The organism is Streptomyces sp. BYX5S, assembly GCF_054724165.1.
The window spans coordinates 3,277,614-3,300,452 of sequence record NZ_CM138829.1 but is presented as its reverse complement, the minus strand read 5'-3'; the positions used below and the strand labels follow the sequence as shown (position 1 = coordinate 3,300,452).

At 72.1% G+C, this 22,839-nt stretch carries 24 protein-coding genes; 8 read left to right on the top strand and 16 right to left on the bottom strand.

Features of this window, described 5'->3' with window-relative positions; genetic code table 11:
- Positions 1-55: 55 nt before the first annotated feature.
- The 13 genes from ACYBSK_RS15025 to ACYBSK_RS14965 form a co-directional block, all read right to left on the bottom strand.
- The gene (locus tag ACYBSK_RS15025) at positions 56-628 is read right to left on the bottom strand and encodes a DUF1648 domain-containing protein (protein ID WP_460246421.1); all 573 of its coding nucleotides are present in this window, start codon (positions 626-628) and stop codon (positions 56-58) included.
- A 17-nt stretch (positions 629-645) separates the two neighbouring features.
- Complete coding sequence (locus ACYBSK_RS15020) at positions 646-1,344, bottom strand: MBL fold metallo-hydrolase (protein WP_457477569.1); 699 nt, start codon at positions 1,342-1,344, stop codon at positions 646-648.
- A 75-nt stretch (positions 1,345-1,419) separates the two neighbouring features.
- Entirely contained in the window at positions 1,420-1,554 is a 135-nt protein-coding gene (locus ACYBSK_RS15015) for a hypothetical protein (RefSeq protein WP_457477568.1), read from the bottom strand.
- Between the two features lie 81 nt (positions 1,555-1,635).
- Entirely contained in the window at positions 1,636-2,286 is a 651-nt protein-coding gene (locus ACYBSK_RS15010; RefSeq protein ID WP_457477567.1) for a response regulator, read from the bottom strand.
- Positions 2,283-3,449 (bottom strand): sensor histidine kinase, encoded by a 1,167-nt coding sequence (locus ACYBSK_RS15005; protein ID WP_460246420.1) that lies wholly within the window; start codon positions 3,447-3,449, stop codon positions 2,283-2,285. Before ACYBSK_RS15005 ends, ACYBSK_RS15010 begins: the two co-directional genes overlap by 4 nt.
- A 152-nt stretch (positions 3,450-3,601) precedes the next feature.
- A complete protein-coding gene (locus ACYBSK_RS15000; protein ID WP_457481754.1) occupies positions 3,602-4,525 on the bottom strand; it encodes a TauD/TfdA dioxygenase family protein in 924 nt (307 codons plus the stop codon).
- A gap of 327 nt (positions 4,526-4,852) precedes the next feature.
- Positions 4,853-6,298 (bottom strand): glyceraldehyde-3-phosphate dehydrogenase, encoded by a 1,446-nt coding sequence (locus ACYBSK_RS14995; protein ID WP_457477565.1) that lies wholly within the window; start codon positions 6,296-6,298, stop codon positions 4,853-4,855.
- A 45-nt stretch (positions 6,299-6,343) separates the two neighbouring features.
- Positions 6,344-7,537 (bottom strand): GDSL-type esterase/lipase family protein, encoded by a 1,194-nt coding sequence (locus tag ACYBSK_RS14990; RefSeq protein ID WP_460246419.1) that lies wholly within the window; start codon positions 7,535-7,537, stop codon positions 6,344-6,346.
- A gap of 85 nt (positions 7,538-7,622) precedes the next feature.
- Positions 7,623-8,195 (bottom strand): TetR/AcrR family transcriptional regulator, encoded by a 573-nt coding sequence (locus tag ACYBSK_RS14985; protein WP_460246418.1) that lies wholly within the window; start codon positions 8,193-8,195, stop codon positions 7,623-7,625.
- Positions 8,196-8,364: 169 nt separating this feature from the next.
- Positions 8,365-9,129: a malonate transporter subunit MadM gene (madM, locus tag ACYBSK_RS14980; RefSeq protein ID WP_457477562.1), complete on the bottom strand. Its 765-nt coding sequence runs from the start codon at positions 9,127-9,129 to the stop codon at positions 8,365-8,367.
- A gap of 1 nt (position 9,130) precedes the next feature.
- Positions 9,131-9,562 (bottom strand): malonate transporter subunit MadL, encoded by a 432-nt coding sequence (gene madL, locus ACYBSK_RS14975; RefSeq protein ID WP_457477561.1) that lies wholly within the window; start codon positions 9,560-9,562, stop codon positions 9,131-9,133.
- 45 nt (positions 9,563-9,607) lie between these two features.
- Positions 9,608-11,149 carry an AMP-binding protein gene (locus ACYBSK_RS14970; protein ID WP_460246417.1) on the bottom strand — a complete coding sequence of 514 codons (1,542 nt, stop codon included), beginning with the start codon at positions 11,147-11,149 and terminating at the stop codon, positions 9,608-9,610.
- Positions 11,146-12,504: a malonyl-CoA decarboxylase domain-containing protein gene (locus ACYBSK_RS14965; RefSeq protein WP_460246416.1), complete on the bottom strand. Its 1,359-nt coding sequence runs from the start codon at positions 12,502-12,504 to the stop codon at positions 11,146-11,148. The genes ACYBSK_RS14970 and ACYBSK_RS14965 overlap by 4 nt, the downstream gene beginning before the upstream one ends.
- A 140-nt stretch (positions 12,505-12,644) precedes the next feature.
- Between ACYBSK_RS14965 and ACYBSK_RS14960 the strand changes: the two genes are divergently transcribed.
- From ACYBSK_RS14960 to ACYBSK_RS14930, 7 genes are all read left to right on the top strand, one after another.
- Positions 12,645-13,316 carry a GntR family transcriptional regulator gene (locus ACYBSK_RS14960; RefSeq protein WP_457477558.1) on the top strand — a complete coding sequence of 224 codons (672 nt, stop codon included), beginning with the start codon at positions 12,645-12,647 and terminating at the stop codon, positions 13,314-13,316.
- A 130-nt stretch (positions 13,317-13,446) separates the two neighbouring features.
- Positions 13,447-14,046: a TOPRIM nucleotidyl transferase/hydrolase domain-containing protein gene (locus ACYBSK_RS14955; RefSeq protein WP_457481753.1), complete on the top strand. Its 600-nt coding sequence runs from the start codon at positions 13,447-13,449 to the stop codon at positions 14,044-14,046.
- A gap of 129 nt (positions 14,047-14,175) precedes the next feature.
- A complete protein-coding gene (locus tag ACYBSK_RS14950; protein WP_460246415.1) occupies positions 14,176-14,571 on the top strand; it encodes a TOBE domain-containing protein in 396 nt (131 codons plus the stop codon).
- A gap of 151 nt (positions 14,572-14,722) precedes the next feature.
- Positions 14,723-15,541: a molybdate ABC transporter substrate-binding protein gene (gene modA / locus ACYBSK_RS14945; protein ID WP_460246414.1), complete on the top strand. Its 819-nt coding sequence runs from the start codon at positions 14,723-14,725 to the stop codon at positions 15,539-15,541.
- Positions 15,538-16,362 (top strand): molybdate ABC transporter permease subunit, encoded by an 825-nt coding sequence (gene modB / locus ACYBSK_RS14940; protein ID WP_460246413.1) that lies wholly within the window; start codon positions 15,538-15,540, stop codon positions 16,360-16,362. Before modA ends, modB begins: the two co-directional genes overlap by 4 nt.
- Positions 16,359-17,459 carry an ABC transporter ATP-binding protein gene (locus ACYBSK_RS14935; protein ID WP_460246412.1) on the top strand — a complete coding sequence of 367 codons (1,101 nt, stop codon included), beginning with the start codon at positions 16,359-16,361 and terminating at the stop codon, positions 17,457-17,459. The genes modB and ACYBSK_RS14935 overlap by 4 nt, the downstream gene beginning before the upstream one ends.
- 293 nt (positions 17,460-17,752) lie before the next feature.
- On the top strand, positions 17,753-19,033 hold the full coding sequence (locus tag ACYBSK_RS14930) for a YeeE/YedE family protein (RefSeq protein WP_460246411.1): 1,281 nt from the start codon (positions 17,753-17,755) through the stop codon (positions 19,031-19,033).
- Positions 19,034-19,107: 74 nt separating this feature from the next.
- Here ACYBSK_RS14930 and ACYBSK_RS14925 read toward each other — a convergent pair whose 3' ends face one another.
- Together ACYBSK_RS14925 and ACYBSK_RS14920 are read right to left on the bottom strand one after the other, a co-directional pair.
- Positions 19,108-19,782 carry a GntR family transcriptional regulator gene (locus ACYBSK_RS14925; protein WP_457477552.1) on the bottom strand — a complete coding sequence of 225 codons (675 nt, stop codon included), beginning with the start codon at positions 19,780-19,782 and terminating at the stop codon, positions 19,108-19,110.
- 60 nt (positions 19,783-19,842) lie between these two features.
- Positions 19,843-21,069 carry a CaiB/BaiF CoA transferase family protein gene (locus ACYBSK_RS14920; RefSeq protein ID WP_460246410.1) on the bottom strand — a complete coding sequence of 409 codons (1,227 nt, stop codon included), beginning with the start codon at positions 21,067-21,069 and terminating at the stop codon, positions 19,843-19,845.
- A gap of 121 nt (positions 21,070-21,190) precedes the next feature.
- On the opposite strand from ACYBSK_RS14920, the gene ACYBSK_RS14915 reads away from it, so the two are divergent.
- Complete coding sequence (locus ACYBSK_RS14915; protein WP_460246409.1) at positions 21,191-22,366, top strand: acyl-CoA dehydrogenase family protein; 1,176 nt, start codon at positions 21,191-21,193, stop codon at positions 22,364-22,366.
- 6 nt (positions 22,367-22,372) lie between these two features.
- On the opposite strand, the gene ACYBSK_RS14910 is transcribed toward ACYBSK_RS14915, so the two are convergent.
- Positions 22,373-22,834, bottom strand: a complete 462-nt coding sequence (locus ACYBSK_RS14910) for a GNAT family N-acetyltransferase (RefSeq protein WP_460247032.1) — start codon at positions 22,832-22,834, stop codon at positions 22,373-22,375.
- Between the last annotated feature and the right edge of the window lie 5 nt (positions 22,835-22,839).

Genomic DNA, 22,839 nt, shown 5'->3' with positions numbered 1-22,839 from the left:
AACACTCGAGCCTCCGCCGCGAAAGGCTCGGCGGCCGGATAGAGGACCCGGCTCCCTAGCGGACCCCGCGCCCCGAACGCGCCCTGTCGCGAGCCCTGTTGCCCTCCCTGCGGTCCTGCAGGCCCACGACGACGGTGAGCGTCGCCCCGCCCAGGATCGGCGCGAGCAGCCCGACGAAGAACCACCACGGGACCTCGGACGTGCCGCTCGTGCGCCAGAGGACGAGGTTGCCGACGATGAAGGACAGGCCCATCCCGATGTTGGTGACGAGCAGCGCCACGGCCATCCGGCGGGCTCCGGTGCGCGTCGCGGGGCGTTGGCTGCCGGTGATCGCGAAACGGGGTGCGCCGTCGGGCAGTTCACTGGTGGGCGTGGTCCGCAGCAGCAGCACGGCGGTGGCGGACAGCAGCGCGGTCACACCCGCGTAGACGAAGACGAGGACGAACGCGGCGCCCACGGACTTGTCCGTCCAGGCATCGACTCCGCTGCCACCGATGTGCTGCGGGATACGGTCGGGCAGACGCGGATACACAGCGATGCCCCAGGCCACCATCCCGGCCAGCAGCACCACGCTGGGCGCGAGCCAGGCCCAGGGGACGCGGGGCGGGGTGTACGAGGCTTCGGGCATGGTCCCATTGTGCGGGATCACGCGTCGTAGGGGGTTTCCCTCTCGTGCTGGTGGGACGCTTCGGTGCCGAGCGGGTCGCTCCCTCGTTCTCCGTCCCGCACGAAGCGCAGGTACCGGTCGGCGGAACGCCGCACCGCGGCAGCTCCGTCGGCTTCGACCACGCGTCCCCAGAACGCCCCGTAGACGCGCTCGAAGGCGAAGGGCTCGACCAGCGCGAGCGCGCGGCGGATGGTGCTGGGCCGTTCCGGAATGAAGTTGGGGATGCTGTACATGAAGCTGACCCAGCGCCGGTCCATCACCACCATGAAGATGTCGCCGCTGAACAGCGCGCCGCGCCCTTCCGGATCGTCGGCCCAGTGCAGCACCGTGCCGCCCGCGAAGTGCGTGCCCGCGTTGATCAGCGTCATGCCGGGCGCGATCCGGTGGGTGTCACCGGACCAGTAGTGGATGAGCGGGTCGGGCCGTCCCACCCACTCGCGGTCCGCGGCATGGACGTACACCGGAGCGTCGAAGGCCCGGCCCCAGTCGGTCATCACGCCGTAGAAGTGGGGATGGCTGACGGCGATCGCGCTGATGCCACCGAGCTCCTCGATCCGGGCGGCCAGTTCGTCGTCGAGATAGCCCACGCAGTCCCACAGCACGTTGCCGGACGGTGAGCGGATCAGCAGCGCACGCTGGCCGACGGCGACCGAGGGCTCCGCGCCCACTCCGACCACACCGGGCCCCTCCGCTTCGAGCCGGCCGCGATGGCCCTCCGCCTTCAACTCCGGGAGTGAGGTCCACCGTTGGCCTTACCAGCCGACGTACTGGCGCTCGTCCAGGCAGATCGGACAGTCGGGGCGCGGCGCCGCGTACTGCACGCCGCAGGTGCGGCAGATCGGACGACGCGGACCTGCGGCCGACACGGACCGCTGGGATGAGGACACCGGGATCCACCTCTCACTGAGCTCGCTGACGACGACAGGGACATCAACAGCCGCTCCGGCCCGGCTTCTTCCCGACGGCCTCTAGCCCGGCGTCACCAGTCCCGACTCGTACGCGCAGATGACCGCCTGGACGCGGTCGCGCAGGCCGAGTTTGCTGAGGACGTTGCTGACGTGGGTCTTCACCGTGTGTTCGCTGACGTGCAGGGTCGCGGCGATCTCGGCGTTCGTGAGGCCGCGGGCGAGGTGGCGCAGGGTTTCCGTTTCGCGGGCGGTCAGGGCCGAAAGGGTGGGCGGTTCGGGGGACTTGGGCCTGCGGCGGGTGATGTCGGCGACGAGGCGGCGGGTCACGGACGGGGCGAGGAGGGAGTCGCCGGCCGCCACGACGCGGACGGCGTGGACGAGGTCGTCGCGGCGCACGTCCTTGAGCAGGAAGCCGGAGGCGCCCGCGTACAGCGCCTCGTAGACGTACTCGTCGAGGTCGAACGTCGTCAGCATGACGACGCGGCAACCGGACTGCTCGCACACGTGGCGGGCCGCCTCGATGCCGTCCATGTGCGGCATGCGGATGTCGAGGAGGAGGACGTCCGGGGCGTGCCGGCGCACCGCGGTGACCGCCTCGTTGCCGTCGGCGGCCTCGGCGACCACCTCGATGTCGGGCTGCGCGTCGAGGATCATGGTGAAGCCGCTGCGCACCAGTTCCTGGTCGTCGGCGACGACCACGCGGATGCTCACGGCGCCTGTTCGGCGGCCGGGCGCGGGGCCGTGGGCAGCCGGGCCGTCACCCGGAAGCCGCCGCCGGGAGCGGGGCCGCTGCGGGCGCTGCCGCCGCACGCCGCGGCGCGTTCCTCGATGCCGACCAGCCCGCGCCCGGCACCGGCGCCCGGCGGGCCGCCGGTTCCGTCGTCCGTCACGGCGATCGTCAACTCCGCTTCCCCCCAGTCGAGTTGTACGTCCGCTCGGGCAGCGTACGCGTGCTTGACGGTATTGGTCAGGGCTTCCTGGACGATGCGGTGGACGGCGGTGCCGGTTTCGGTGCCGAGGGGGCGTGGGTGGCCCGTCGTGCGCAGGGTGACGGTCACCTCGGTGGTGGCGGACACCTGCCGGACCAGGTCCGGGAGGCGGGCGAGGCCGGGGACGGGGGCCTCGGGGGCGCCGCCGTTGCCGGTGTCGGTCAAGACGCCGAGGATCAGGCGCAGTTGCTGCATGGCCTCGCGTCCCGCGCCCGCTATCGCGTCGAACGCCGCCTCGGCGCGCGCGGGATCGCTGCGCACCACGACCGGGCCCGCCTCGGCCTGTACGACCATCAGGCTGACGGCGTGGCCGACCACGTCGTGCATGTCCCGGGCGATCCGGGCGCGCTCACCGGCCACCACCCTGGCCCGGTCGACCTCGCGCTCCCGTTCCAGGGCGCGGGCGCGCTCCTCCAGGGCGGCCGTGTACGCGCGCTGGGTGCGGGCGAGCAGGCCGAACCCGAAGGCGCTGAGGAGGCTGAGGAGGTGGAAGGCGTACTCGAAGGGTGCGGCGTGCTCCTTCCCCGCCATCGTCACCGTCGCGCCGACCAGCCAGCCGGCCAGCATGAAGCGGCGCCGCACCGGGTCCGTGTACGCGGCGACCGTGTAGAGCACGACGAACCCGCCGTACAGGACGTCCGGCGGCGGCGCGTGGTACAGCGCCATCGCCGGGGTGGCGACGGAGACGACGGACGCGCAGACCATGGGCGCGCGCCGCCGCCAGACGAGCGGCACCGCCGTGCCCGCGCCCAGCAGGAAGCCCTGCCAGGACAGCGGGTCGCCGCCCTCGTCGGGGAACAGGAACTGGAGCGACACGGCGAACAGGACGAGGGCGGCGAGCGCCCCGTCCACGAGGTAGGGGCTGGTGCGGCGCGGCAGACGCATGGTGCGGCTCCTCGTGACCCGGCCCGCCGCAGGGACGTCCGGCGGGCCTGTGGGAGCCAGTATCGAGGCGCGGCCCGCCCGACTCCTCACCGGCGAGAGGGATTTCGGCGCGGCCCTCCCGCCCGGCGGACGCCGCCCGAGGGAGCCGCGCCCTAGAAGGGCCGGTCCCCCGCGATGGCGACGCGCTCCGCGACGCGGCGGGCGTCGCCGTAGTCGGCCACCGCGTAGTGCTGGGTGGCGCGGTTGTCCCAGAACGCGATGTCGCCGGCCTGCCAGCGGAACCGCACCTGGAACTCCGGGACGTGGGCCTGTTGGTAGAGCAGGCGGAGCAGCCGGTCGCTCTCGGCGCGTTCCAGGCCGAGGATGCGGGTGGTGAAGGAGGTGTTCACGAAGAGCATGCGCCGCCCGGTCTCGGGGTGGCGGCGCACGACCGGGTGGGTGACCGGCGGGAACAACTCCTGCCACTGGGCGAGCCGTTCGGGACCGTAGAAGCGGCGGAAGCCGGGCAGGAAGTCGTGCTCGGCCTCCGCGCCCTCGATGCGCGCCTTCACCTCGTCCGAGAGGTTGTCGTACGCGGCGGCCATGTCGGCCCACATGGTGTCGCCGCCGAACGGCGGGACCTCGCGCAGCTGCAACACGGCGCCGAGGGCGGGGCGTTCACGGAAGGTGACGTCGGTGTGCCAGACGTTCTCGTAGCTGGGCACGCCGCCCGCGCCCTTGTCGAAGCGGACGACGTCGTCGCTGTCGCCGCGCTCCAGGAGCGGGTTGGTCTCCAACTCGCCCCAGTTGCGGGCGAATGCGCGCTGCCGCTCGCTGGTGAGGTGCTGGCCGCGGAAGAAGAGGACCTTCCATTCGAGCAGCGCCCGGTTCAGCTCCTCGCGCAGCGGCGGGGAGAGGGGCTCGCTCAGGTCGAGGCCGCGGATCTCGGCGCCGATGGTGGCGCCCTGCGGCACGAGCTCGAACAGCTCGTAGGGGCGGTCCTGCCAGCCCTCGGGGGTGCGGCGCAGGACGCGGCGCCCCTCGTAGAGGCCGTCGGCGGGGATGTGGGCGGGGCGCAGCGAGTAGGAAGGGGGCATTTCGGTCACGGACAAGGGGAGCCTCCACAGGCACGCAGTGACGAGGGAACGCGCTGAACGCGAGGGGATCCGTACGTGCGCGGCCAACGCCCTACAGGGCGCAGGCTTCTACAGGAGCACGTACGACAAGGAACGGCGAGGGGTCTGGAGGCCCACTACAAGCCGCTGCGCGCGCAACCACATCGATCCGGAACGGGGGCCGTTCCGGACGCGTGGGCACGATGAGTGAACATGCCCCTCATCCTGCGCCCCGGTTGATCAACTCGTCAAGTGCCGCGAGGCCGGCCCCGCGTGCGGCGGGACCGGCCTCGGCAGGAGTCGGTGACGTCAGGCGGTGGGCGCCGGGAACGTCGGGTACTCGACGCCGGAGACGTGCTGGACGACCCGGATGACCTGGCACGAGTAGCCGAACTCGTTGTCGTACCAGAGGTAGAGGATCGCGTTGTCGCCGTCGACCTTGGTCGCGCCCGCGTCGACGATCGAGGCGTGGCGGGAGCCGAGGAAGTCGCTGGAGACCGCGTCGGGCGAGTCCGTGAAGTCGATCTGGCGGCGCAGCGGCGAGTTCAGCGAGACGTCGCGGAGGTGGTCGAGGACCTCCTCGCGGGTGGTCTCGCGGCCGAGCCGCAGGCTGAGGATCGCGATGGAGACGTCCGGGACGGGGACGCGGATCGAGGAGCCGGTGATGGGCGCCTTGAGGTCCGGCAGGGCCTTCGCGACGGCGGAGGCGGCGCCGGTCTCGGTGATGACCATGTTGAGCGGCGCGGAGCGGCCCCGGCGGTCGGCCTTGTGGTAGTTGTCCAGCAGGTTCTGGTCGTTGGTGAACGAGTGGACGGTCTCCACGTGCCCGCGCACCACGCCGTACTCCTCGGCCATCGCCTTGAGCGGCGGCACGATCGCGTTGGTGGTGCAGGAGGCGCAGGACAGGATCTGCTCGTCCGGCTTGATCGTGTCGTGGTTGACGCCGTGCACGATGTTCGGCACGTCGCCCTTGCCGGGCGCGGTGAGGACGACCTTGTCGATGCCCGGACGCAGGTGCTCGGACAGGCCCGCGCGGTCGCGCCACTTGCCGGTGTTGTCGATCAGGATGGCGTCCTTGATGCCGTACGCCGTGTAGTCGATCTCCGACGGGTCGTTCGCGTAGATCACCTTGATCGCGTTGCCGTTGGCGTTGATCGTGCTGTTCGCCTCGTCCACGGTGATCGTGCCCTGGAACTGGCCGTGGATGGAGTCACGGCGCAGCAGCGAGGCGCGCTTCACGAGGTCCTGCTCGCCGCCGCCGCGGACGACGATGGCGCGCAGCCGCAGTCCGTTGCCGGAGCCGGCCTTCTCGATGAGCAGGCGGGCGACGAGGCGGCCGATGCGGCCGAAGCCGTAGAGGACGACGTCGCGGCCCGCGCCGCGCTCCAGCTTCAGCGCGCCGGTGGCCCCGGCGACGGCCTCGGCGGTGAACTCCTCGACGCTCAGGCCCCGGTCGTCGGCCTTGTACGTCATGGCGAGGATGCCGAGGTCGATCTGGGAGGGCCCGAGGTCGAGACCGGCGAGCGCCTTCAGGAAGGGCATCGTCTCGGTGACCGAGAGCTCCTCGCCGGCGATCTGGCGGGCGAATCGGTGGGCCTTCAGCAGGCTGACCACCGACTTGTTCACCAAGGAGCGGCTGTGCAGCAGGACGTTCACGTCCCGCTCGCGGTGCAGCTTCCCGATGATCGGGATCATTGCCTCCGCGGTTTCCTCGCGGTGCTTCCAGTTGGTGAACGAGTCGTCGTTGACAGTCACGTGCGTCTCTTTCGAGCTAGGCGGCGCTCATATGCTAACCCGCCCTTACGAGTGATCGATCAGGGGGCCGACACCCAGCTCCGCGAAGCGCTCTCCGATGCGTCGGTGGGCGGCCGCGTCGGGGTGCAGGGCGTCCGACAGCGGCAGTTCCTCGTGGTCCGTCTCGCCGTACAGCTCACGGCCGTCGAGGTAGTGCAGGTGCGGGTCGTCGGCGGCGCGTTCGGCGACGATGCGGGCGAGTTCGGCCCGGATGGTCTCCAGGGTGAGCTTGCCCTGCGCCACCTCCGCGGGGTCGCCGGTGGCCATGAATTTCAGCTGTCCACTGGCGAGGGTGCTGAAGTCGGGGGCGCCGGGTCCGGGCGTGCGCTCGTGGATCGGGCAGTGGATCGGCGAGACGACGAGGAGCGGGGTGTCCGGGTGGCCCTCGCGGACGGTGTCGAGGAAGCCGTGGACGGCGGGCGTGAAGGCCCGCATCCGCATCAGGTCGGCGTTGACGAGGTTGATGCCCATCTTGACGCTGATCAGGTCGGCCGGGGTGTCCCGCAGGGTGCGCGCGGTGAACGGGTCGAGCAGCGCACCGCCACCGAAGCCCAGGTTGACGAGTTCGACGCCGCCGAGGGACGCGGCGAGCGCGGGCCAGGTGGTCGTCGGGCTCGCGGCGTCGGAGCCGTGACTGATGGAGCTGCCGTGGTGCAGCCACACCGGGCGGCCGGACGCGCCCAGGGGTGCGAGCGGGTCCACGGGGGCGTCCGTGCGCAGGGCGACGAGTTCGGTGGTCTCGTTGTGCGGGAGCCAGATCTCGACCGTCTTGAGCTCGTCCGGCAGGCCGTCGAAGCGGAGCGTGCCCGGCTCGCCGGGCGTGTGCTCGAAGGTGCCCTTCGCCATGTCGATGGTGAGGATGTCGCCGCCCGTCACGCTGCCCTGCCCGGCGAGCCGGCCGTCCACGAGCAGGTCGTAGAGGCCGTCGGGGCGCGGGGGCACACCGACGTAGGAGCGCTTGGTCGGCACCGTGTCGAGTTCGAGGGCGGTGGCGCGGGTGCGGAACGCGAGGCGGACGCCGGAGGGCTGCGACTCGGCCATCGTCAGCTGGCCGTCCGTGTTCTGGGCGCGGGCCCAGGCGGGGAGGCGGTGCGGGAGGAGGCCGCGCGCGGTGCGCTCCAGGTCGATCGCGCCGCGGACGAGGTCGTCCGTGAGGGGGGTGGCCGTCAGGTCGTGGACGGAGTGGTGCTGCGTGTTCATGGGGGTGTCCATCTGTTGATCAAGGGTGTCGAGCACAGGGAGTCGCCGGTCGGCGGCGGCCGCCCGGGGTGTGAACCGGCTGGGGCTAGGCAGATGCGGGCCAGTTCCGCAGCAGGGCGTCGAGGGCGTCGAGGGAGCGCGCCCAGCTCTCGTCCGAGCCGGGGGCGCTGTGGCTGAAACCGCCGGCCAGTTCGAGACTCACGTAGCCGTGGAAGACGCTGCCGAGCAGCCGGACGGCGTGGGTCTGGTCGGGCTCGCCGAGGTCGTAGCCGCGCAGGACGGCCCGCGTCATCTGCGCGTGCCGGACGCCCGCGCTCGCCGCCGCCGTCTCCGGGTCGAGCCGGTACTGGGCGGCGGCGTAGCGGCCCGGATGCTCACGGGCGTAGTCGCGGTAGACGTTGGCGAGGGCGGTGAGCGCGTCCTTGCCGGACCGTCCGGCGAGGGCGTCGGCGGCCCGGTCGGCGAGTTCCTGGAGGGCGATCAGGGCGATCCGCGTCTTCAGGTCGTGCGAGTTCTTGACGTGCGAGTACAGGCTCGCGACCTTGACGTCGAAGCGCCGGGCGACGGCGGAGACGGTCGCCTGCTCGAAGCCCACCTCGTCGGCGAGCTCGGCCCCGGCGCGGGCCAGCCGCTCGGCCGTGAGTCCGGCGCGTGCCATCACCGTGCGTTCCTTCCCTAAGCCTCATGGATTACTACCGAAACCAATTTAGCACTTGCCTAATAGCATTAGGCAAGTGCGGTTGCGGCAGTGCGGTCGCCGGTGCGGTGCGCCGAACGCGCGGACGAACGCGGAAGGGGCCCGTCCCGGGCCCCTTCCCTGTCGTCCGTCAGCCGCCGACGAGCGCTCTCAGCGACACGTAGAAGACCGAGGGGCCGAGCAGGCAGCCGACCCCCGTGTAGAAGGTGGCCGTCATCGCCCCGTACGGGACGAGCCGCTTGTCGGTGGCGGCGAGGCCGCCGGCGACTCCGGACGTCGTGCCGAGCAGGCCGCCGAAGGCCATCGCCGACTTGGCGCTGTTCAGCCCGATCAGGCGCGCCACCAGCGGCGTACCCACCATCACCACCACGGACTTGACGAGGCCCGCGGCGACCGACAGCGCGATCACGTCCGAACTGGCGCCCACCGCCGTGCCCGTGACGGGGCCGACGATGTACGTGGCCGCGCCCGCGCCGATCGTCGCGAGGGAGGCCGCGTCGCGGTACCCGAACAGCGCGGCGACGAGCGCGCCCGCGACGAAGGAGACGGCGACACCCAGCAGGATCGACAGCGCGCCGGACGGGCCGGCCCGCTTGATCTCCTTGAGGTCGACCCCGTACGCGGTGGCGACGATCGCGAAGTCGCGCAGCATCGCGCCGCCCATGAGGCTCATCCCGGACAGCGCGGTGATGTCGGCGAGGCCCGCCTCTCCCCCGGTCGCCGCGCCGCCCCAGTAGGCGAGCGCGAGGCCGAGCACGATGGCGATGGCGGAGCCCTGCAAGCGGCCACGGGTGAGCTTCTTCGACAGCCACGCGGAGACCAGCATCAGCGTGCCGACCAGGGCGAAGGCGACGATGAGGCCGTTGTCCTCGCAGACGGAGACGAAGGTGTCCACGTCAGACCCCCTGCTTCTCGGTGGCGGTCTCCGCGTCGGCCGCCGTCTCCGCCCCGGTCAGCGGTGGGAGCGGTTCTCCCTTACCGCCGATCCGCGCGACCGCCGGCACGAGGGCGAAGCCCGCGCCGAGCGCGAGCAGTCCCGCCAGGAGGGCCATGGGGCCGCCGGTGACGGCCTTGTACACGTTCTGCGTCGACGCCATCGCGATGACGATCGGGATGTACATCGCGCTCCAGAAGAGCACGCCCTGCTCGCTGACCTCGGGGAACTTCCCCTTCTGGCGCAGCCAGTGCGTCGCGAACACCAGCAGGATCATGGCGAAGCCGACGCCGCCGACATTGGCGTCGACGCCGAGCGCCGCGCCCAGGTACTCACCGACGAGCGTGCCCGTGAGCATGCATGTCGCCAGCGCTGCCACTCCATAGAGGACCATCGTCTTCTCCACATTGAGAGACCGGAAAAAGAGGGGGTGCGGGGATCAGGACGCCGTGAACAAGTCCCTGTAGGTCTTGCGCAGTTCGGCCTTCTGGACCTTGCCCATGACGTTGCGGGGCAGCGCCTCCACGACGCGTACGGCGCGGGGGTGCTTGAAGCGGGCGAGGTCCGCGCTGATGGCGTCGATGAGCTCACGCTCCTTCGGCTCCTGGCCCGGAGCGGGGACGACCACGGCGACGACCGTCTCGCCGAAGTCGGGGTGCGGGACGCCGATCACGGCGGATTCGAGGACCGTGGGGTGGGAGTCGAGGAGCGTCTCGATCTCCTTGGGGTACACGTTGAAGCCGCCGGAGATGATGAGGTCCTTCTCCCGGCCCGAGATGCAGAGGTAGCCGTCCGCGTCGACGAGTCCGAGGTCGCCGGTGATGAAGAAGCCGTCCTCGCGGAACTCGGAGGCCGTCTTCTCCGGCATCCGCCAGTAGCCCGCGAACACGTTGGGGCCGCGGACCTCGACGCTGCCGACCTCTCCGTCGGGCAGCGGCTTGCCGGTCTCGGCGTCGACGACGCGGATCTCGGTGCCGGGCAGCGCCTTGCCTACGGTGCCGGGCTTGCGGGGCCCGCCCTCGTACGGGTTGGTGGTGTTCATGCCGGTCTCGGTCATGCCGTAGCGCTCCAGGATGGCGTGGCCGGTGCGGGCCTCGAACGCCTCGTGGTCGCTGGCGAGCAGCGGCGCCGAGCCGGAGACGAACAGACGCATGGACGCGCAGGTCTCCGGGGTGACCTTGGCGTGCTTGAGGAGCCGCGTGTAGAAGGTGGGCACGCCCATGAGCACGGTGGCACGCGGCAGCAGCTCCGCGATGGCGTCGGCGTCGAACTTCGGCAGGTAGTACATGGAGGCGCCGGAGGTGAGCACCATGTTGGCGGCGACGAACAGGCCGTGGACGTGGAAGATCGGCAGGGCGTGGATCAGCCGGTCCTCGGACGTGAACCACCAACTGTCCAGCAACGCCGCACAGTTGGAGGCCAGGTTCTCGTGGGTGAGGACGGCACCCTTGGAGCGGCCCGTGGTGCCGGAGGTGTAGAGGATGGCCGCCGGTTCACCCGCCGTGGCCTCGTGGACGTCGTCGTGGTGGGCGTCGCCTTCGAGGAGGCTGCCGTCGCCCGCGGTGCCGAGGGTCTCGACGACGAGGTCGGTGCTCTCACGGTGGGCATGGTCGGCGCGGCGCTCGGGCGGACAGACGAGGACGCGCGGCTCGGCGTCACCGATGAAGTAGTCGATCTCGGCGCCGGTGTAGGCGGTGTTGAGCGGCAGGAAGACCCCGCCGATGCGCAGCGTCGCCAGGTACAGGGCGATGGCCTCCGGTGACTTGCCGACCTGCATGGCGACGCGGTCGCCGGGCCGCACCCCGTCGGCGACGAGGCGCGCGGCGATCCTGCGGACGAGGCCGTCGGTCTCGCGGTAGGTCACGGACCGCCCGTCGGGCAGCTCGAAGAGCGCCTTGTCCGGCCGGAGTTCCGCCTGTTCGACGAAGGACCGGTGAATGGTGCGGAAGGGTGCCGCGGGGGTGCTCGGCTGCGTGCTCATCGGGTGGTTCCTTTCTTCGTTCCCACGGAGGCCGCGGGTCGTGCGACCGCCGGGAAGTCTTCCTTGAGGGGGCCGCCGACGGCGACGGCGCCGCGGCGCACGAAGTCCTCGTGACGGCGCTCCAACTCCTGCGGTTCGTAGCGGTAGTTGATCATCGCGCCGTAGGACTGCCGCCACGCTTCGGGCGAGGTGTTGGCGGGCCAGTCGAGCTGCCAGGCGGCGGCCCCGTTGCCGAGGTGGAAGCGGGCGACCGGGTCCAAGGGGCGGCCGTCGGGGCGGCGTTCGCGGGTGATGTAGCGGGCGATGGCGGGCAGCAGCCGGGGCCGGAGGCGTTCGGCGTCCCGGGTGGCGGCGTCCTGGTCGCTCAACTCCGCTGCAAGGGCGCGCAGTTCGGGGTCGTGCGCGGCCTGTTCCTCCATCCACGCGCAGAATCCGGGGATCGGTGACAGCGTCGCGAACTGCGTCAAGTGCGGCAGCTGCTCGCCCACTTGCTCGATGACCTGCTTGATGAGGAAGCTGCCGAAGGAGACTCCGGCGAGGCCGTCGAGCGCGTTGTTGATGGAGTAGAGCGCCGCCGTGTCCGCGTCCGCGGGTCCGAGTTCGGGGCCCTCGTCGAGCAGCGGGGCGATGCGGTCGGGCAGCCCGCGGACGAGCGCGACCTCCACGAAGATCAGGGGTACGTCGCCGGTGGCGGGGTGGAAGAAGGCGTAGACGCGGCGGTCCTTGGGCTCGATGCGGCGCCGCAGCTGGGCCTCGGAGGTCATCGGGTGCACCTTCTCGCCGCGCAGCAGATGCCGGTGCAGCTCGGGCGGCGAGTCCGGGGTGACCTCCTGCATGCGCAGGAAGCCGCGGTTGAACCAGGACGTCAGCAGGTGGTGGAAGTCGTGGTCCAGTGGCCGCAGTTCGGGGTGGGCGGGCAGCAGGCGGCGCAGGTCGGCGCGCATGTGGACCAGCGCGAGGGTGGCGTCGGGCGCGTGGTTCATGCGGCGCAGGAGCTGCTGGCGGGCCGGTTCGACGACGTCGAAGAGGCGGACGAGCTCCGCCTCTCCCTGGGAGCCGACGGCGCGGGCCTCCTCCCAGCGGAGGTAGGCGGCGCGGACCTGGTCGGCGTCGGCGTCGTACGTCTTGGTGACGTGGGCGAAGAAGGCGAGCCTGCCGTCGGCGTCGAGCGCGTCGTACGCGGTGAGGGCGCGGGCCGCGACCGCGCGCATGGAGGCCTCGCCGACGTCGCTCATCAGGACCTCGCAGGCGACGAGCAGCTGATCGAGCGGCGCGTCGGTCCTCGGGTCGCCGCCGGAGCGCTCCCCGAGAGCCCGGTACAGGTCGGTCAGCAGCCAGCCGTCGTGCCGCTCCATGTCCGCCCCTCTCCACGTGACGGCCCGAGGTGGATATGCATCGTGGGCCGTGTTGTATATAACAAGCGCACCGTAGATCAGGGACAGAAGCGGCGCTACCCCCTGGAGCGGGCGGATAATCTGGGCGTTCGGAGGTGGAGATGGCTCGAGTCCCGGAGGCCAGGCGCGTGCGCGACGCCCTGGAGAACGCGGTCGTCGACGGCCGGTACCGGCCCGGCGAGCGCCTCGACCCGGCACAGTTGGAGCGCGAGTTCGGCTGTTCGCGCACGCCGGTGCGCGAGGCGTTGCAGGCCCTTGAGCGTTCCGGTCTCGTGCAGATCCGCCCGAAGCAGGGCACGTACGTGACCGAGCTGAGCGTCTCCGAGCTGGCCGAGCGCTTCGAGGTGATGGCGGAGCTGGAGGGGATGGCCGCGCGGCTGTCGGCGCGGCGCATCGAGCGCGAGGCGCTCGCGGAGCTGGAGGACGCGCTGCGGGAGTGCGAGGTGCATGCGCACGCGGGGGACGCCGATCGGTACTACTACGCGAACGCGCGCTTTCACGCGGTGGTCTACGACTCGTGCGGCAACGAGTACCTGCGGCAGCAGTCCCATGCGCTGAAGCGGGCGCTCCAGCCGTATCGGCGGTTGCAGTTGCGGGTGCCGGACCGGATGCGGCGGTCGCTCGCGGAGCACCGCGCGATTGCCGACGCGATTGGCGCGGGGGCGGCGGATGTGGCGGAGGAGGCGGCGCGGGAGCATGTGCTGGTGCAGGTGAAGGAGTTCAGCCAGTTGGTGCGGACGTGGCGGAGTGTGACGGAGGCGGCGGCCGGCTGAGTGGTTCCGGGTGCGGTCGTCGTTGCTGACGTCGCGGGTCTCCGCCCCGGAGGCGGGGGTAATGGGTTGGGCTCGCGCCCCTGTCCAGCGCAGGATTGACCTCGTGACGGAGACGACGGACACGGCGGGCATGAAGGCGTTCCACCAAGCGGTCACCGACTGGGCCGCCGGCGGCCCCATGGAACCGGCGCGCGACCTGGCGGAACGCCTGCGCGTACGGGGCGCCCTGCTACTTGAGGGCCGCAGCGACGCCGCCGCGGTCGACGCGCTCGCCGGGCGGCGCGGACGCGACCTCGCGGCCGAGGGCGTCGGCGTCGTGTCCATGGGCGGCGCCATGAATGTCGGGCGGTACGCCCGGCTGCTGGGCCCGGCGGGGCTCGGGCTGCGGCTGACCGGTCTGTGCGACGAGCGTGAACGTCCCTACTACGACCGCGCGTTGGGGCACGACGGGGGTGTCTTCGTCTGCGTCGCCGACCTGGAGCAGGAGTTCATCCGCGCGCTCGGCGTCGTACGCGTCGAGGAGCTGATCCGGGAGGCCGGCGAGTGGCATCCCTGGCAAACCTTCGTGCACCAGCCCGCCCAGCAGGACCGGACCGCACAGCAGCGCCTGTGGCGGTTCCTCGGCACGAAGGCGGGCCGCAAGATCCGCTACGGACGGCTGCTGACGGAGGCGGCGTGCGACGCGCAGTGCGTGCCCGCGCCGCTGGATGATCTCTTCGCGAGTCTTTGAGCGGTCCCGTTGCGGAAGGGCCCTGCCGAGGGGGCCCGCCGAGGGGCCTGCCGGGAGGCGCCGCGAGGGCGCTGCGAGGTCCGTGCGCGGTGCGGCCGCCGTGTGATCGCCGGAAGTTATCTTGACCGCATGCAGTCCTACACAATCGGCCAGGCCGCACGGCTGCTCGGCGTCAGCTCCGACACCGCACGGCGGTGGGCGGACGCCGGGCGGATCGTCACGCATCGCGACGCCAGTGGGCACCGGGTGGTCCGGGGCAAGGATCTCGCCGCGTTCTCCGTGGAGCTGGCGGCGGGCGACGACTCCGACGAACACCCCTCGTACACCTCGGTGCGCAACGCGTTTCCGGGCATCGTGACCGCCGTGAAGCTCGGCGACGTCGCCGCCCAGGTGGAGATCCAGGCCGGTCCGCACCGGCTGGTGTCGCTGCTGACGCGGGAGGCCGTCGAGGAGCTGGGGCTGGAGGTCGGCATGGAGGCCACGGCCCGCGTGAAGTCGACGAATGTCCATGTCGACCGTGCATGAGCCAGTGACGTACGAACGCACATGCGTACCTACACCGTCCATCCACTGGGATCATGCGAACCCACAGGCGACTTACGCCTGGCAGATGCGGCAGTATGGTCGCCGTAGGCGTTCGAGGACACGTATGCAGGACACGCAGGGGAGCTGAACCGTGACAACCCGTTCCGCGCGCAGGACCACCACCCGTCGGATCCTTCAGGCGACCGGCATCGGGGCGGCGGCGGTGCTGACGCTGAGCGCCTGCGGCTCGTCCGACGCGGACTCCTCCGGCGCCTCCTCCGGCGACGAGAAGCTGTCCGGCACGGTGAACGTGTTCGCCGCCGCCTCCCTCAAGGAGAGCTTCACGAAGCTCGGCAAGCAGTTCGAGAAGGAGCACCCCGGCACCGAGGTCACCTTCAACTTCGGCGGCAGCGACAGCCTCGCCGCGGGCATCACCGGCGGCGCCCCCGCCGACGTGTTCGCGGCGGCCAGCCGGAAGACCATGAAGACCGTGACCGACGCCGGGGACGCGGCGGGCGAGCCGAGCACGTTCGTCCGCAACCAGCTGGAGATCGCCACCCTGCCCGGCAACCCGGACAAGGTGTCGTCCCTGAAGGACCTCACGAACGCCGACCTGAAGGTCGTGCTGTGCGCGAAGGAGGTGCCGTGCGGGTCCGCCGCGCAGACGGCGCTGACCGCGAGCAAGCTGAAGCTCACCCCGGTCTCGTACGAGCAGGACGTGAAGAGCGCCCTGACGAAGGTGGAGCTGAAGGAGGCCGACGCGGCGGTCGTGTACAAGACCGATGTGCACGCGGCGGGTGACAAGGTGGAGGGCGTGGAGTTCCCCGAGTCCGCCGACGCCATCAACGACTACCCGATCGCCCGGCTGAAGAAGGCGCCGAACGCCGACGCCGCGAAGGCGTTCATCGAGCTGGTCAAGTCCGCCGACGGCCAGAAGGCGCTGACCGAGGCCGGGTTCCTCAAGCCGTGACCGTGCTCGACGACACCGCCCGGGGCGGGCGCCGCCGCCGTGGCCGTGTTCCGCCGCTGCCGCTGCTGGTGCCCGCGCTCGTCGGCCTGGCGTTCCTGGTGGTGCCGCTGATCGCGCTGCTCGTACGCGCGCCGTGGGCGCAGCTGCCCGAGCAGCTGACCAGTCCCGCGGTGTGGCAGGCGCTCCAACTGTCGCTGGTGTGCGCCACGTTGGCGACGCTGGTGAGCCTGGTGCTCGGGGTGCCGCTGGCGTGGCTGCTGGCGCGCACCGAGTTCCCGGGGCGCGGTCTCGTACGGGCGCTGGTGACGCTGCCGCTGGTGCTGCCGCCCGTGGTGGGCGGTGTCGCGCTGCTCACGGCGCTCGGCAGGAACGGGGTCGTCGGCCAGTACCTCGACTCCTGGTTCGGGATCACGCTGCCGTTCACCACCACCGGCGTGGTGATCGCCGAGGCGTTCGTGGCGATGCCGTTCCTCGTGATCAGCGTCGAGGGGACGCTGCGGGCGGCCGATCCCCGGTACGAGGAGGCCGCGACGACGCTCGGCGCGTCCCGGTTCACCGCGTTCCGGCGGGTGACGCTGCCGCTGATCGCGCCGGGGATCGCGGCCGGGGCGGTACTCGCGTGGGCGCGGGCGCTCGGCGAGTTCGGCGCGACGATCACCTTCGCCGGCAATTTCCCCGGCCGCACCCAGACCATGCCGCTCGCCGTGTACCTCGCCATGCAGAGCGATCCGGCCGCGGCGATCTCCCTCAGCCTGGTGCTGCTGGCCGTGTCGATCACGGTGCTCGCCGGGCTCCGTGACCGCTGGATGACCGCGTCATGACCGACCTCGAGAAGACCGGACCGGAGCTCACCCCTGCGTACGAGGGCGGGGCGGGCGGCGGTCTCGACGCGCGGCTCGTCGTGGACCGGGGCGACTTCCGGCTCGATGTCGCACTGTCCGCCGCGCCCGGTGACGTGGTCGCGCTGCTCGGGCCGAACGGTGCGGGCAAGACGACCGCGCTGCGCGCGCTCGCGGGGCTCACGCCGCTCGACGGCGGGCACCTCACCCTCGACGGCACCGCGCTGGACGGGGCGCCGCCCGAGTCGCGGCCGGTCGGCGTGGTGTTCCAGGACTACCTGCTGTTCCCGCATCTGAGCGCGCTCGACAACGTGGCGTTCGGACCGCGCTGCCAGGGCACGCCCAAGGCCGAGGCGCGGGCGCGGGCGCAGGCGTGGCTCGACCGCATGGGGCTCGCGGCGCACGCGGCGGCCAAGCCGCGGCGGCTGTCCGGGGGCCAGGCGCAGCGGGTCGCGCTCGCGCGGGCGCTGGCCACCCGGCCGCGGCTGCTGCTGCTCGACGAGCCGCTGGCCGCGCTCGACGCCCGCACCCGGCTCGACGTGCGGGCGCAACTGCGGCGGCACCTCGCCGAGTTCGAGGCGGTGGCGGTGCTGGTCACGCACGATCCGCTCGACGCGATGGTGCTGGCCGACCGGCTCGTCGTCGTCGAGCACGGGCACGTCGTCCAGGAGGGCGCTCCGTCGGACGTGGCGCGGCGGCCGCGCACGGACTACATCGCGCAGCTGGTGGGGCTCAACCTGTACCGGGGCGACGCGGATGGACACACCGTCCACATCGCGGACGAGGGGCCCGTGATCACGACGACCGAGGATCTGCGCGGGCCGGTGTTCGTCGCGTTCCCCCCGAGCGCGGTGACGCTGCACCGGGAGCGGCCGAGCGGGTCCAGTGCCCGTAACCTCTGGCGCTGCGAGGTCTCCGGGATGGAGACGCACGGGGACCAGATCCGGGCGGCCCTGTCCGGGGAGCTTGCGCTGGCCGCGGACCTGACGACGGTGGCGGCGGCCGAGCTGGGGCTGCATCCCGGGGCGGAGGTCTGGGCGACGGTGAAGGCGACGCAGACGCACGCGTATCCGGCCTGACACGGTGGCGCTCACGGGGCTCCGCCCCGGACCCCGCTCCTCAATCGCCGGAGAGGCTCCATCTGCTTGAGACAGGTTGACCGCTATGTGAGACGGCGTTCTCCTGTTCGAGGGTGCGGCCTAAGGTGGGGCGCATGTTCGGACCCGCTCGTCTTCTGGCTCTCGCGCTCTTCGCGGCCACGACGTGGAGTGTCGACGACGCGCTCTGTCGTCGCTGACACCTCGCCGCGCCGCGCCCGGCGCGGCCCGCTTCCCTGTTCGAACGCTCCCACTCCACCTGCCGGAGATCCGCCGTGACCACCGCTCCCCCTGCCGGGGCGCCGCCGCGCGCCGCCCTGCTCACCCCGTCCCCCACCTCATCGCCCGCCCCGGTCGCCGAGGCCGCGCCGCCCACCCGGTGGGGTCCGCTCGCCGGCGCCCTGGTCATCGGCGCCGTGCTCGACGCCTACGTGTTCGCGGCGCACGGCGCCAAGCCGGGTGTCCTGCTGCTGCTCGGGCTGGGACTGGGCTTCGCCCTGTTCCACTCGCGGTTCGGGTTCACCAGCGCCTGGCGGCAGCTCGTCGCCGTCGGCAACGGCACCGGGCTGCGGGCGCACACCCTGTTGCTGGGCAGCACCGCGACGCTGTTCGCCCTGATCATCGGCACCGGCACCGGACTGTTCGGCTCGGTGCCCGCGCCCAGTGCGGGGCCGATCGGCATCGGCCTGATCCTCGGGTCGTTCCTCTTCGCCATCGGCATGCAGCTGGGCGGCGCCTGCGCGTCCGGCACGCTGTTCGCCGTCGGCTCGGGCCAGACCTCGATCGTGCTGACCCTCTTCGGCTTCATCGTCGGTTCCACCCTCGCCGCCTGGCAGTTCGGGCTCTGGAGCGATCTGCCGGCGCTCGACCCGTATCTGCTGTCCGACCACGTCGGCTGGTTCGGCTCGTGGGCGATCACCATCGTCGCGCTCGCCGCGATCTGGTTCGTCGCGCGTGCCGTGCAGGCCCGCCGCAATCCGCCGCCGGTCGGTGCGCCGCCGTCGGCGCGGGGCGCGTGGCGACGTGCGGTCCGGGGCTCCTGGCCGCTGGCGGCGGGCGCCCTGGTGCTCGCGGTGCTCGGCGCGGGCGTCCTGCTCGTGTCGGGCGGTGCGTGGGGTGTGACCAGCGCGTTCTCGCTGTGGGGCTCCAAGGTGGTGGGCGCCCTCGGCGGCTCCCCCGAGACCTGGGCGTTCTGGCAGCAGCCGAACAACGCCGCGCAGCTGTCGGGCCCGGTGCTCGCCGACAAGAACAGCCTCACCGACATCGGCATCATGGTCGGCGCGGCCGTGGCCGCCGCGGCGGGCGGCGTGTGGAAGCTGCACCGCGGCATCCCCGCACGCACGGCCGTCGCCGCGGTCGTCGGCGGCATCCTCATGGGGATCGGCGCGCGCCTCGCGGGCGGCTGCAACATCGGCGCGTACCTCGCGGGCATCGTGTCCGGTTCGCTGCACGGCTGGATCTGGGGCGCCGTCGCCATCCTCGGCACGTGGGCGGGGCTGCGGCTGCGCCCGCTGTTCGGGCTCGGCAACCCGAAGCCGACGGACAGCGTCTGCTGAAACGGCAGGTATGCGCCAGCAGGGGGCGGCCCCGCCGGAGATCCGGCGGGGCCGCCCCCTTTCGCCGTGCGTGTCTACGCGGCCGGGCCCTCGCCCAGCAGCCCCTCCAGCGCCACCACCGCGTGCTCCCGGTGCTGGTCGAGGATGCGCACCGCGTCCTCGGTGCGGCCCTCGCGCAGGGCGTCGAGGGTCGCGCGGTGCTCGTCGACGACGTGCGTACGGCTGGTGGAGTCCGCGTAGTAGAGGGAGCGGTAGGCGTCGGTCGCGTCCCAGAGGGTGGCGATGAGGCGGACGAGGCGCCGCATGCCGGACGCCTCGAAGAGGACGAAGTGGAACCGGCGGTTGGCCGCCGCCATCGCCGCGACGTCCCCGGCCTCGGCCTGCGCCTCGACCTCGCGCTGCGCCTCCTCCAGGGCGCCGAGGACGGCGCCGCCCCCCGCGGCCATCGCCTGGCGGACGGCCTCGGCCTCCAGGATCTCCCGGATGCGGTAGACCTCGCGGAGCTCGGCGAGGGAGAGTTCGGCGACGAAGTAGCCGCGGTGCGCGTGGTGGACGACGAGGGACTGGCCCTCCAGGGTCTTCAGCGCCTCCCGCAGCGGGACCCGGCTGACGCCCAGCTGTTCGGCGAGGGCGTCCTGCCGGATCGGCATGCCGGGCCTGATCTCCCCGCTGGTGATGGCCCGGCGCAGCTCTTCGAGGACGAACTGCTGCGCCGTGGGGGGCCGCCGCCTGCTCGCGGGGGTGGTCATGGCGGCTCCTCTTCCTCGCTCCCGGGTGTCGTCGGCAGCTCGTGGTGATGAGCGTCCATCCTACGGAGCCCCACCGACATCGCCCGCCTCACCTGCGGCGGACCCATCCGCGAGGCCCAGCTCGGCGAGGATCTGCTCGGTGTGCTCCCCGAGCCGCGGCGGCGCCGTGACGTACGCGGCGGGGGCGGCGCTCAGCCGGATGGGGTGGGCGACCTGCGCGGCGGGGGTCTCGCGGTTCGGGTCGTCGATGTGGACGCGGGCGTCGAGGCCGATGTGGCGCGCGAACGCGAAGGCCTCGCCGAGATCGTTGATCGGGCCGCAGGGCACGCCGACGGCGGTCAGTGCCTGGAACCACTCGTCGGCGCCGCGCTCGCGCAGCCGCTCGGAGAGTTCGGCGAGGAGTTCCTCGCGGTGGGCGACGCGCGCGGTGTTGTGCGCGAAGCGCGGGTCGGAGGCGAGGCCTGGGACGCCCAACTCCGCGCACAGGGCGCCGAATTGCCGGTCGTTGCCGACGGCGAGCGCCAGCGGCCGGTCCTTGGCGTCCACCACCTCGTACGGGGCGATGCTCGGGTGCTTGTTGCCCATGGCCCGGGGCACCACTCCCCCGGCGACGTACGCCGAGGCCTGGTTGGTGAGCGCGGAGAGCAGTGAGGTGAGCAGGGAGACCTCGACCTTCTGTCCCTCGCCGGTGTGCTCGCGGTGCCGCAGCGCCGCCATGACGCCGAGGCCGGCGTGCAGGCCCGTGATGACGTCGACGAGCGCCACTCCGGCCTTGGTGCCCTGCCCGCCCGGGTCCCCGGTGACGCTCATGAGCCCGCCCATCGCCTGCACCAGCAGGTCGTAGCCGGGCAGCGCGGCGCCCTCGGCCGCGCCGAATCCGGTGACCGAGCAGTACACCAGCCCCGGATTGAGCGCGCTCAGCTCCTCGTAGCCGAGGCCGAGTCGGTCCATGGTGCCGGGCCGGAAGTTCTCGACGAGGATGTCGGCGCGGGCGGCGATGGCGCGGGCGGCCTCGCGGCCGGAGTCCTGGGTGAGGTCGAGGGCGACGGAGCGCTTGTTGCGGTTGACGCCGAGGAAGTAGGTGGCCTCGCCGTCGGCGAACGGCGGGCCCCAGGAGCGAGTCTCGTCGCCGGTGCCGGGGCGCTCGACCTTGATGACCTCCGCGCCGAGGTCGGCGAGGAGCATCGTGAGATAGGGGGCCGCGAGGACCCGGCCGAAGTCGGCGACGACGAGCCCCGCGAGGGCCCCCTGGGCGGCTGGTCCGGCGGCAGGGCTGCTGGCCCGCATACGAGTCTCCTTGGCAAGCGGTGGGCGTACGGCTACGATCCGAGGCGGCAGCCAAGTTGGATCCAAAATCCGATATCCGTCACCCTAGCGCCGACCACGCACCGCAGCCAAGGAGTCCGCGATGTCCTCAGCCCCTCTCCACCCCTTCGAACTCGTCGACATCGACGGCATGTTGAGCGACGAGGAGCGCGCCATCCGCGACACGGTGCGCACCATGGGCGAGCGCGAGCTGCGCCCGAAGATCGCGGAGTGGTTCGAGAACGGCTCCATCCCGGCCCGCGAGCTCGCCCGCGAGCTGGGCGGCCTCGGCGTGCTCGGCATGCACCTGGAGGGCTACGGCTGCGCGGGCACCAGCGCCGTCTCGTACGGCCTGGCGTGCATGGAGCTGGAGGCGGTCGACTCCGGGCTGCGCAGCCTGGTCTCCGTACAGGGTTCACTCGCGATGTACGCGATCTGGAAGTACGGCTCCGAGGAGCAGAAGCAGCAGTGGCTGCCGGGCATGGCGGCGGGCGAGAAGATCGGCTGCTTCGGCCTGACCGAGCCGGACGCGGGCTCCGACCCCGGTTCGATGCGTACGAACGCCAAGCGCGACGGCTCGGACTGGGTCCTCAACGGCACCAAGATGTGGATCACGAACGGTTCGGTGGCGGACGTCGCCGTCGTCTGGGCCCGCACCGAGGAGGGCGTGCGCGGCTTCCTCGTCCCCGCCGGGACGCCCGGTTTCTCGGCGCCGGAGATTAAGCGGAAGCTGTCGCTGCGCGCCAGCGTCACCAGCGAGCTGGTCCTGGAGGACGTCCGCCTGCCCGCCGACGCGATGCTGCCGAACGCGCGCGGCCTCTCCGGCCCGCTCGGCTGCCTCAACGAGGCCCGCTTCGGCATCGTCTTCGGCGCGCTCGGCGCCGCCCGCGACTGCCTGGAGGCGGCGATCTCGTACGCCGGTGACCGTACGGTCTTCGAACGGCCGCTGGCCTCCTACCAGTTGACGCAGGCGAAGCTCGCCGACATGGCCCTGGAGCTCGACAAGGGCATGCTGCTCGCGCTGCGCCTCGGCCGGCTCAAGGACGCGGGGCGCGGCACGCCGGAGCAGATCAGCGTCGGCAAGCTGAACAACGTGCGCGAGGCCATCCGGATCGCCCGCGAGTGCCGCACCATCCTCGGCGCCAACGGCATCACCCTCGAATACCCGGTGCTGCGGCACGCCAACAACCTCGAATCGGTGCTGACGTACGAGGGCACGAGCGAGGTCCACACGCTGGTCATCGGCAAGACGCTGACGGGGCACGCGGCCTTCCGCTGAGCACCGTCATCCGGCGGCGCGCAGCCGCCACACCACTTCGCCGTCGTGCCACGCGCCGGTGGGCGTGAGCCCGCAGGCGGTGGCGACGGCGGCGGAGGCGTGGTGTTCGGGGTGGATGTGGGCGACGACGGTGCGCACGCCCTGCTCGTTCAGCCAGGCCACAAGGGCCCGCGCGGCCTCCGTGGCGAAGCCGCGCCCCTGCCACGCCGTCCCCACGACCCAGGCGATCTCCGCGACGCCGTCGCCGACGGTCGCCTGCACCGTACCCACCAGCCGTCCCGCGTCCCGGAGTTGGACGACCCAGTTGAGCCAGGCGACGGCCGGGTCGGGCGAGCCCGCGATCATGCGCGCGTAGCGCGCCCGCAACTCCTCGGCCGTGTCCGGGGCGCCGCCGATGAAGGTGTGCAGGGCCGGATCGCCGAGCACCTCGGCCATCTCCTCCGCGTGCGCGACGCGCAGCGGCAGCATGTCGA

Bases quoted from the DNA above. Each gene is read 5' to 3' on its own strand.
- ACYBSK_RS14955 (WP_457481753.1), top strand. From the start codon at position 13,447: ATGAAGGCGTTCCACCAAGCGGTCACCGACTGGGCCGCCGGCGGCCCC.
- ACYBSK_RS14960 (WP_457477558.1), top strand. From the start codon at position 12,645: ATGGCTCGAGTCCCGGAGGCCAGGCGCGTGCGCGACGCCCTGGAGAAC.
- ACYBSK_RS14985 (WP_460246418.1), bottom strand. From the start codon at position 8,195: ATGGCACGCGCCGGACTCACGGCCGAGCGGCTGGCCCGCGCCGGGGCC.
- ACYBSK_RS14950 (WP_460246415.1), top strand. From the start codon at position 14,176: ATGCAGTCCTACACAATCGGCCAGGCCGCACGGCTGCTCGGCGTCAGC.
- ACYBSK_RS14925 (WP_457477552.1), bottom strand. From the start codon at position 19,782: ATGACCACCCCCGCGAGCAGGCGGCGGCCCCCCACGGCGCAGCAGTTC.
- ACYBSK_RS14910 (WP_460247032.1), bottom strand. From the start codon at position 22,834: ATGCTGCCGCTGCGCGTCGCGCACGCGGAGGAGATGGCCGAGGTGCTC.
- ACYBSK_RS14970 (WP_460246417.1), bottom strand. From the start codon at position 11,149: ATGAGCACGCAGCCGAGCACCCCCGCGGCACCCTTCCGCACCATTCAC.
- ACYBSK_RS14965 (WP_460246416.1), bottom strand. From the start codon at position 12,504: ATGGAGCGGCACGACGGCTGGCTGCTGACCGACCTGTACCGGGCTCTC.
- madL (WP_457477561.1), bottom strand. From the start codon at position 9,562: ATGGTCCTCTATGGAGTGGCAGCGCTGGCGACATGCATGCTCACGGGC.
- ACYBSK_RS15005 (WP_460246420.1), bottom strand. From the start codon at position 3,449: ATGCGTCTGCCGCGCCGCACCAGCCCCTACCTCGTGGACGGGGCGCTC.
- ACYBSK_RS14915 (WP_460246409.1), top strand. From the start codon at position 21,191: ATGTCCTCAGCCCCTCTCCACCCCTTCGAACTCGTCGACATCGACGGC.
- ACYBSK_RS14920 (WP_460246410.1), bottom strand. From the start codon at position 21,069: ATGCGGGCCAGCAGCCCTGCCGCCGGACCAGCCGCCCAGGGGGCCCTC.
- ACYBSK_RS14990 (WP_460246419.1), bottom strand. From the start codon at position 7,537: ATGAACACGCAGCACCACTCCGTCCACGACCTGACGGCCACCCCCCTC.
- ACYBSK_RS14935 (WP_460246412.1), top strand. From the start codon at position 16,359: ATGACCGACCTCGAGAAGACCGGACCGGAGCTCACCCCTGCGTACGAG.
- ACYBSK_RS15000 (WP_457481754.1), bottom strand. From the start codon at position 4,525: ATGCCCCCTTCCTACTCGCTGCGCCCCGCCCACATCCCCGCCGACGGC.
- ACYBSK_RS15025 (WP_460246421.1), bottom strand. From the start codon at position 628: ATGCCCGAAGCCTCGTACACCCCGCCCCGCGTCCCCTGGGCCTGGCTC.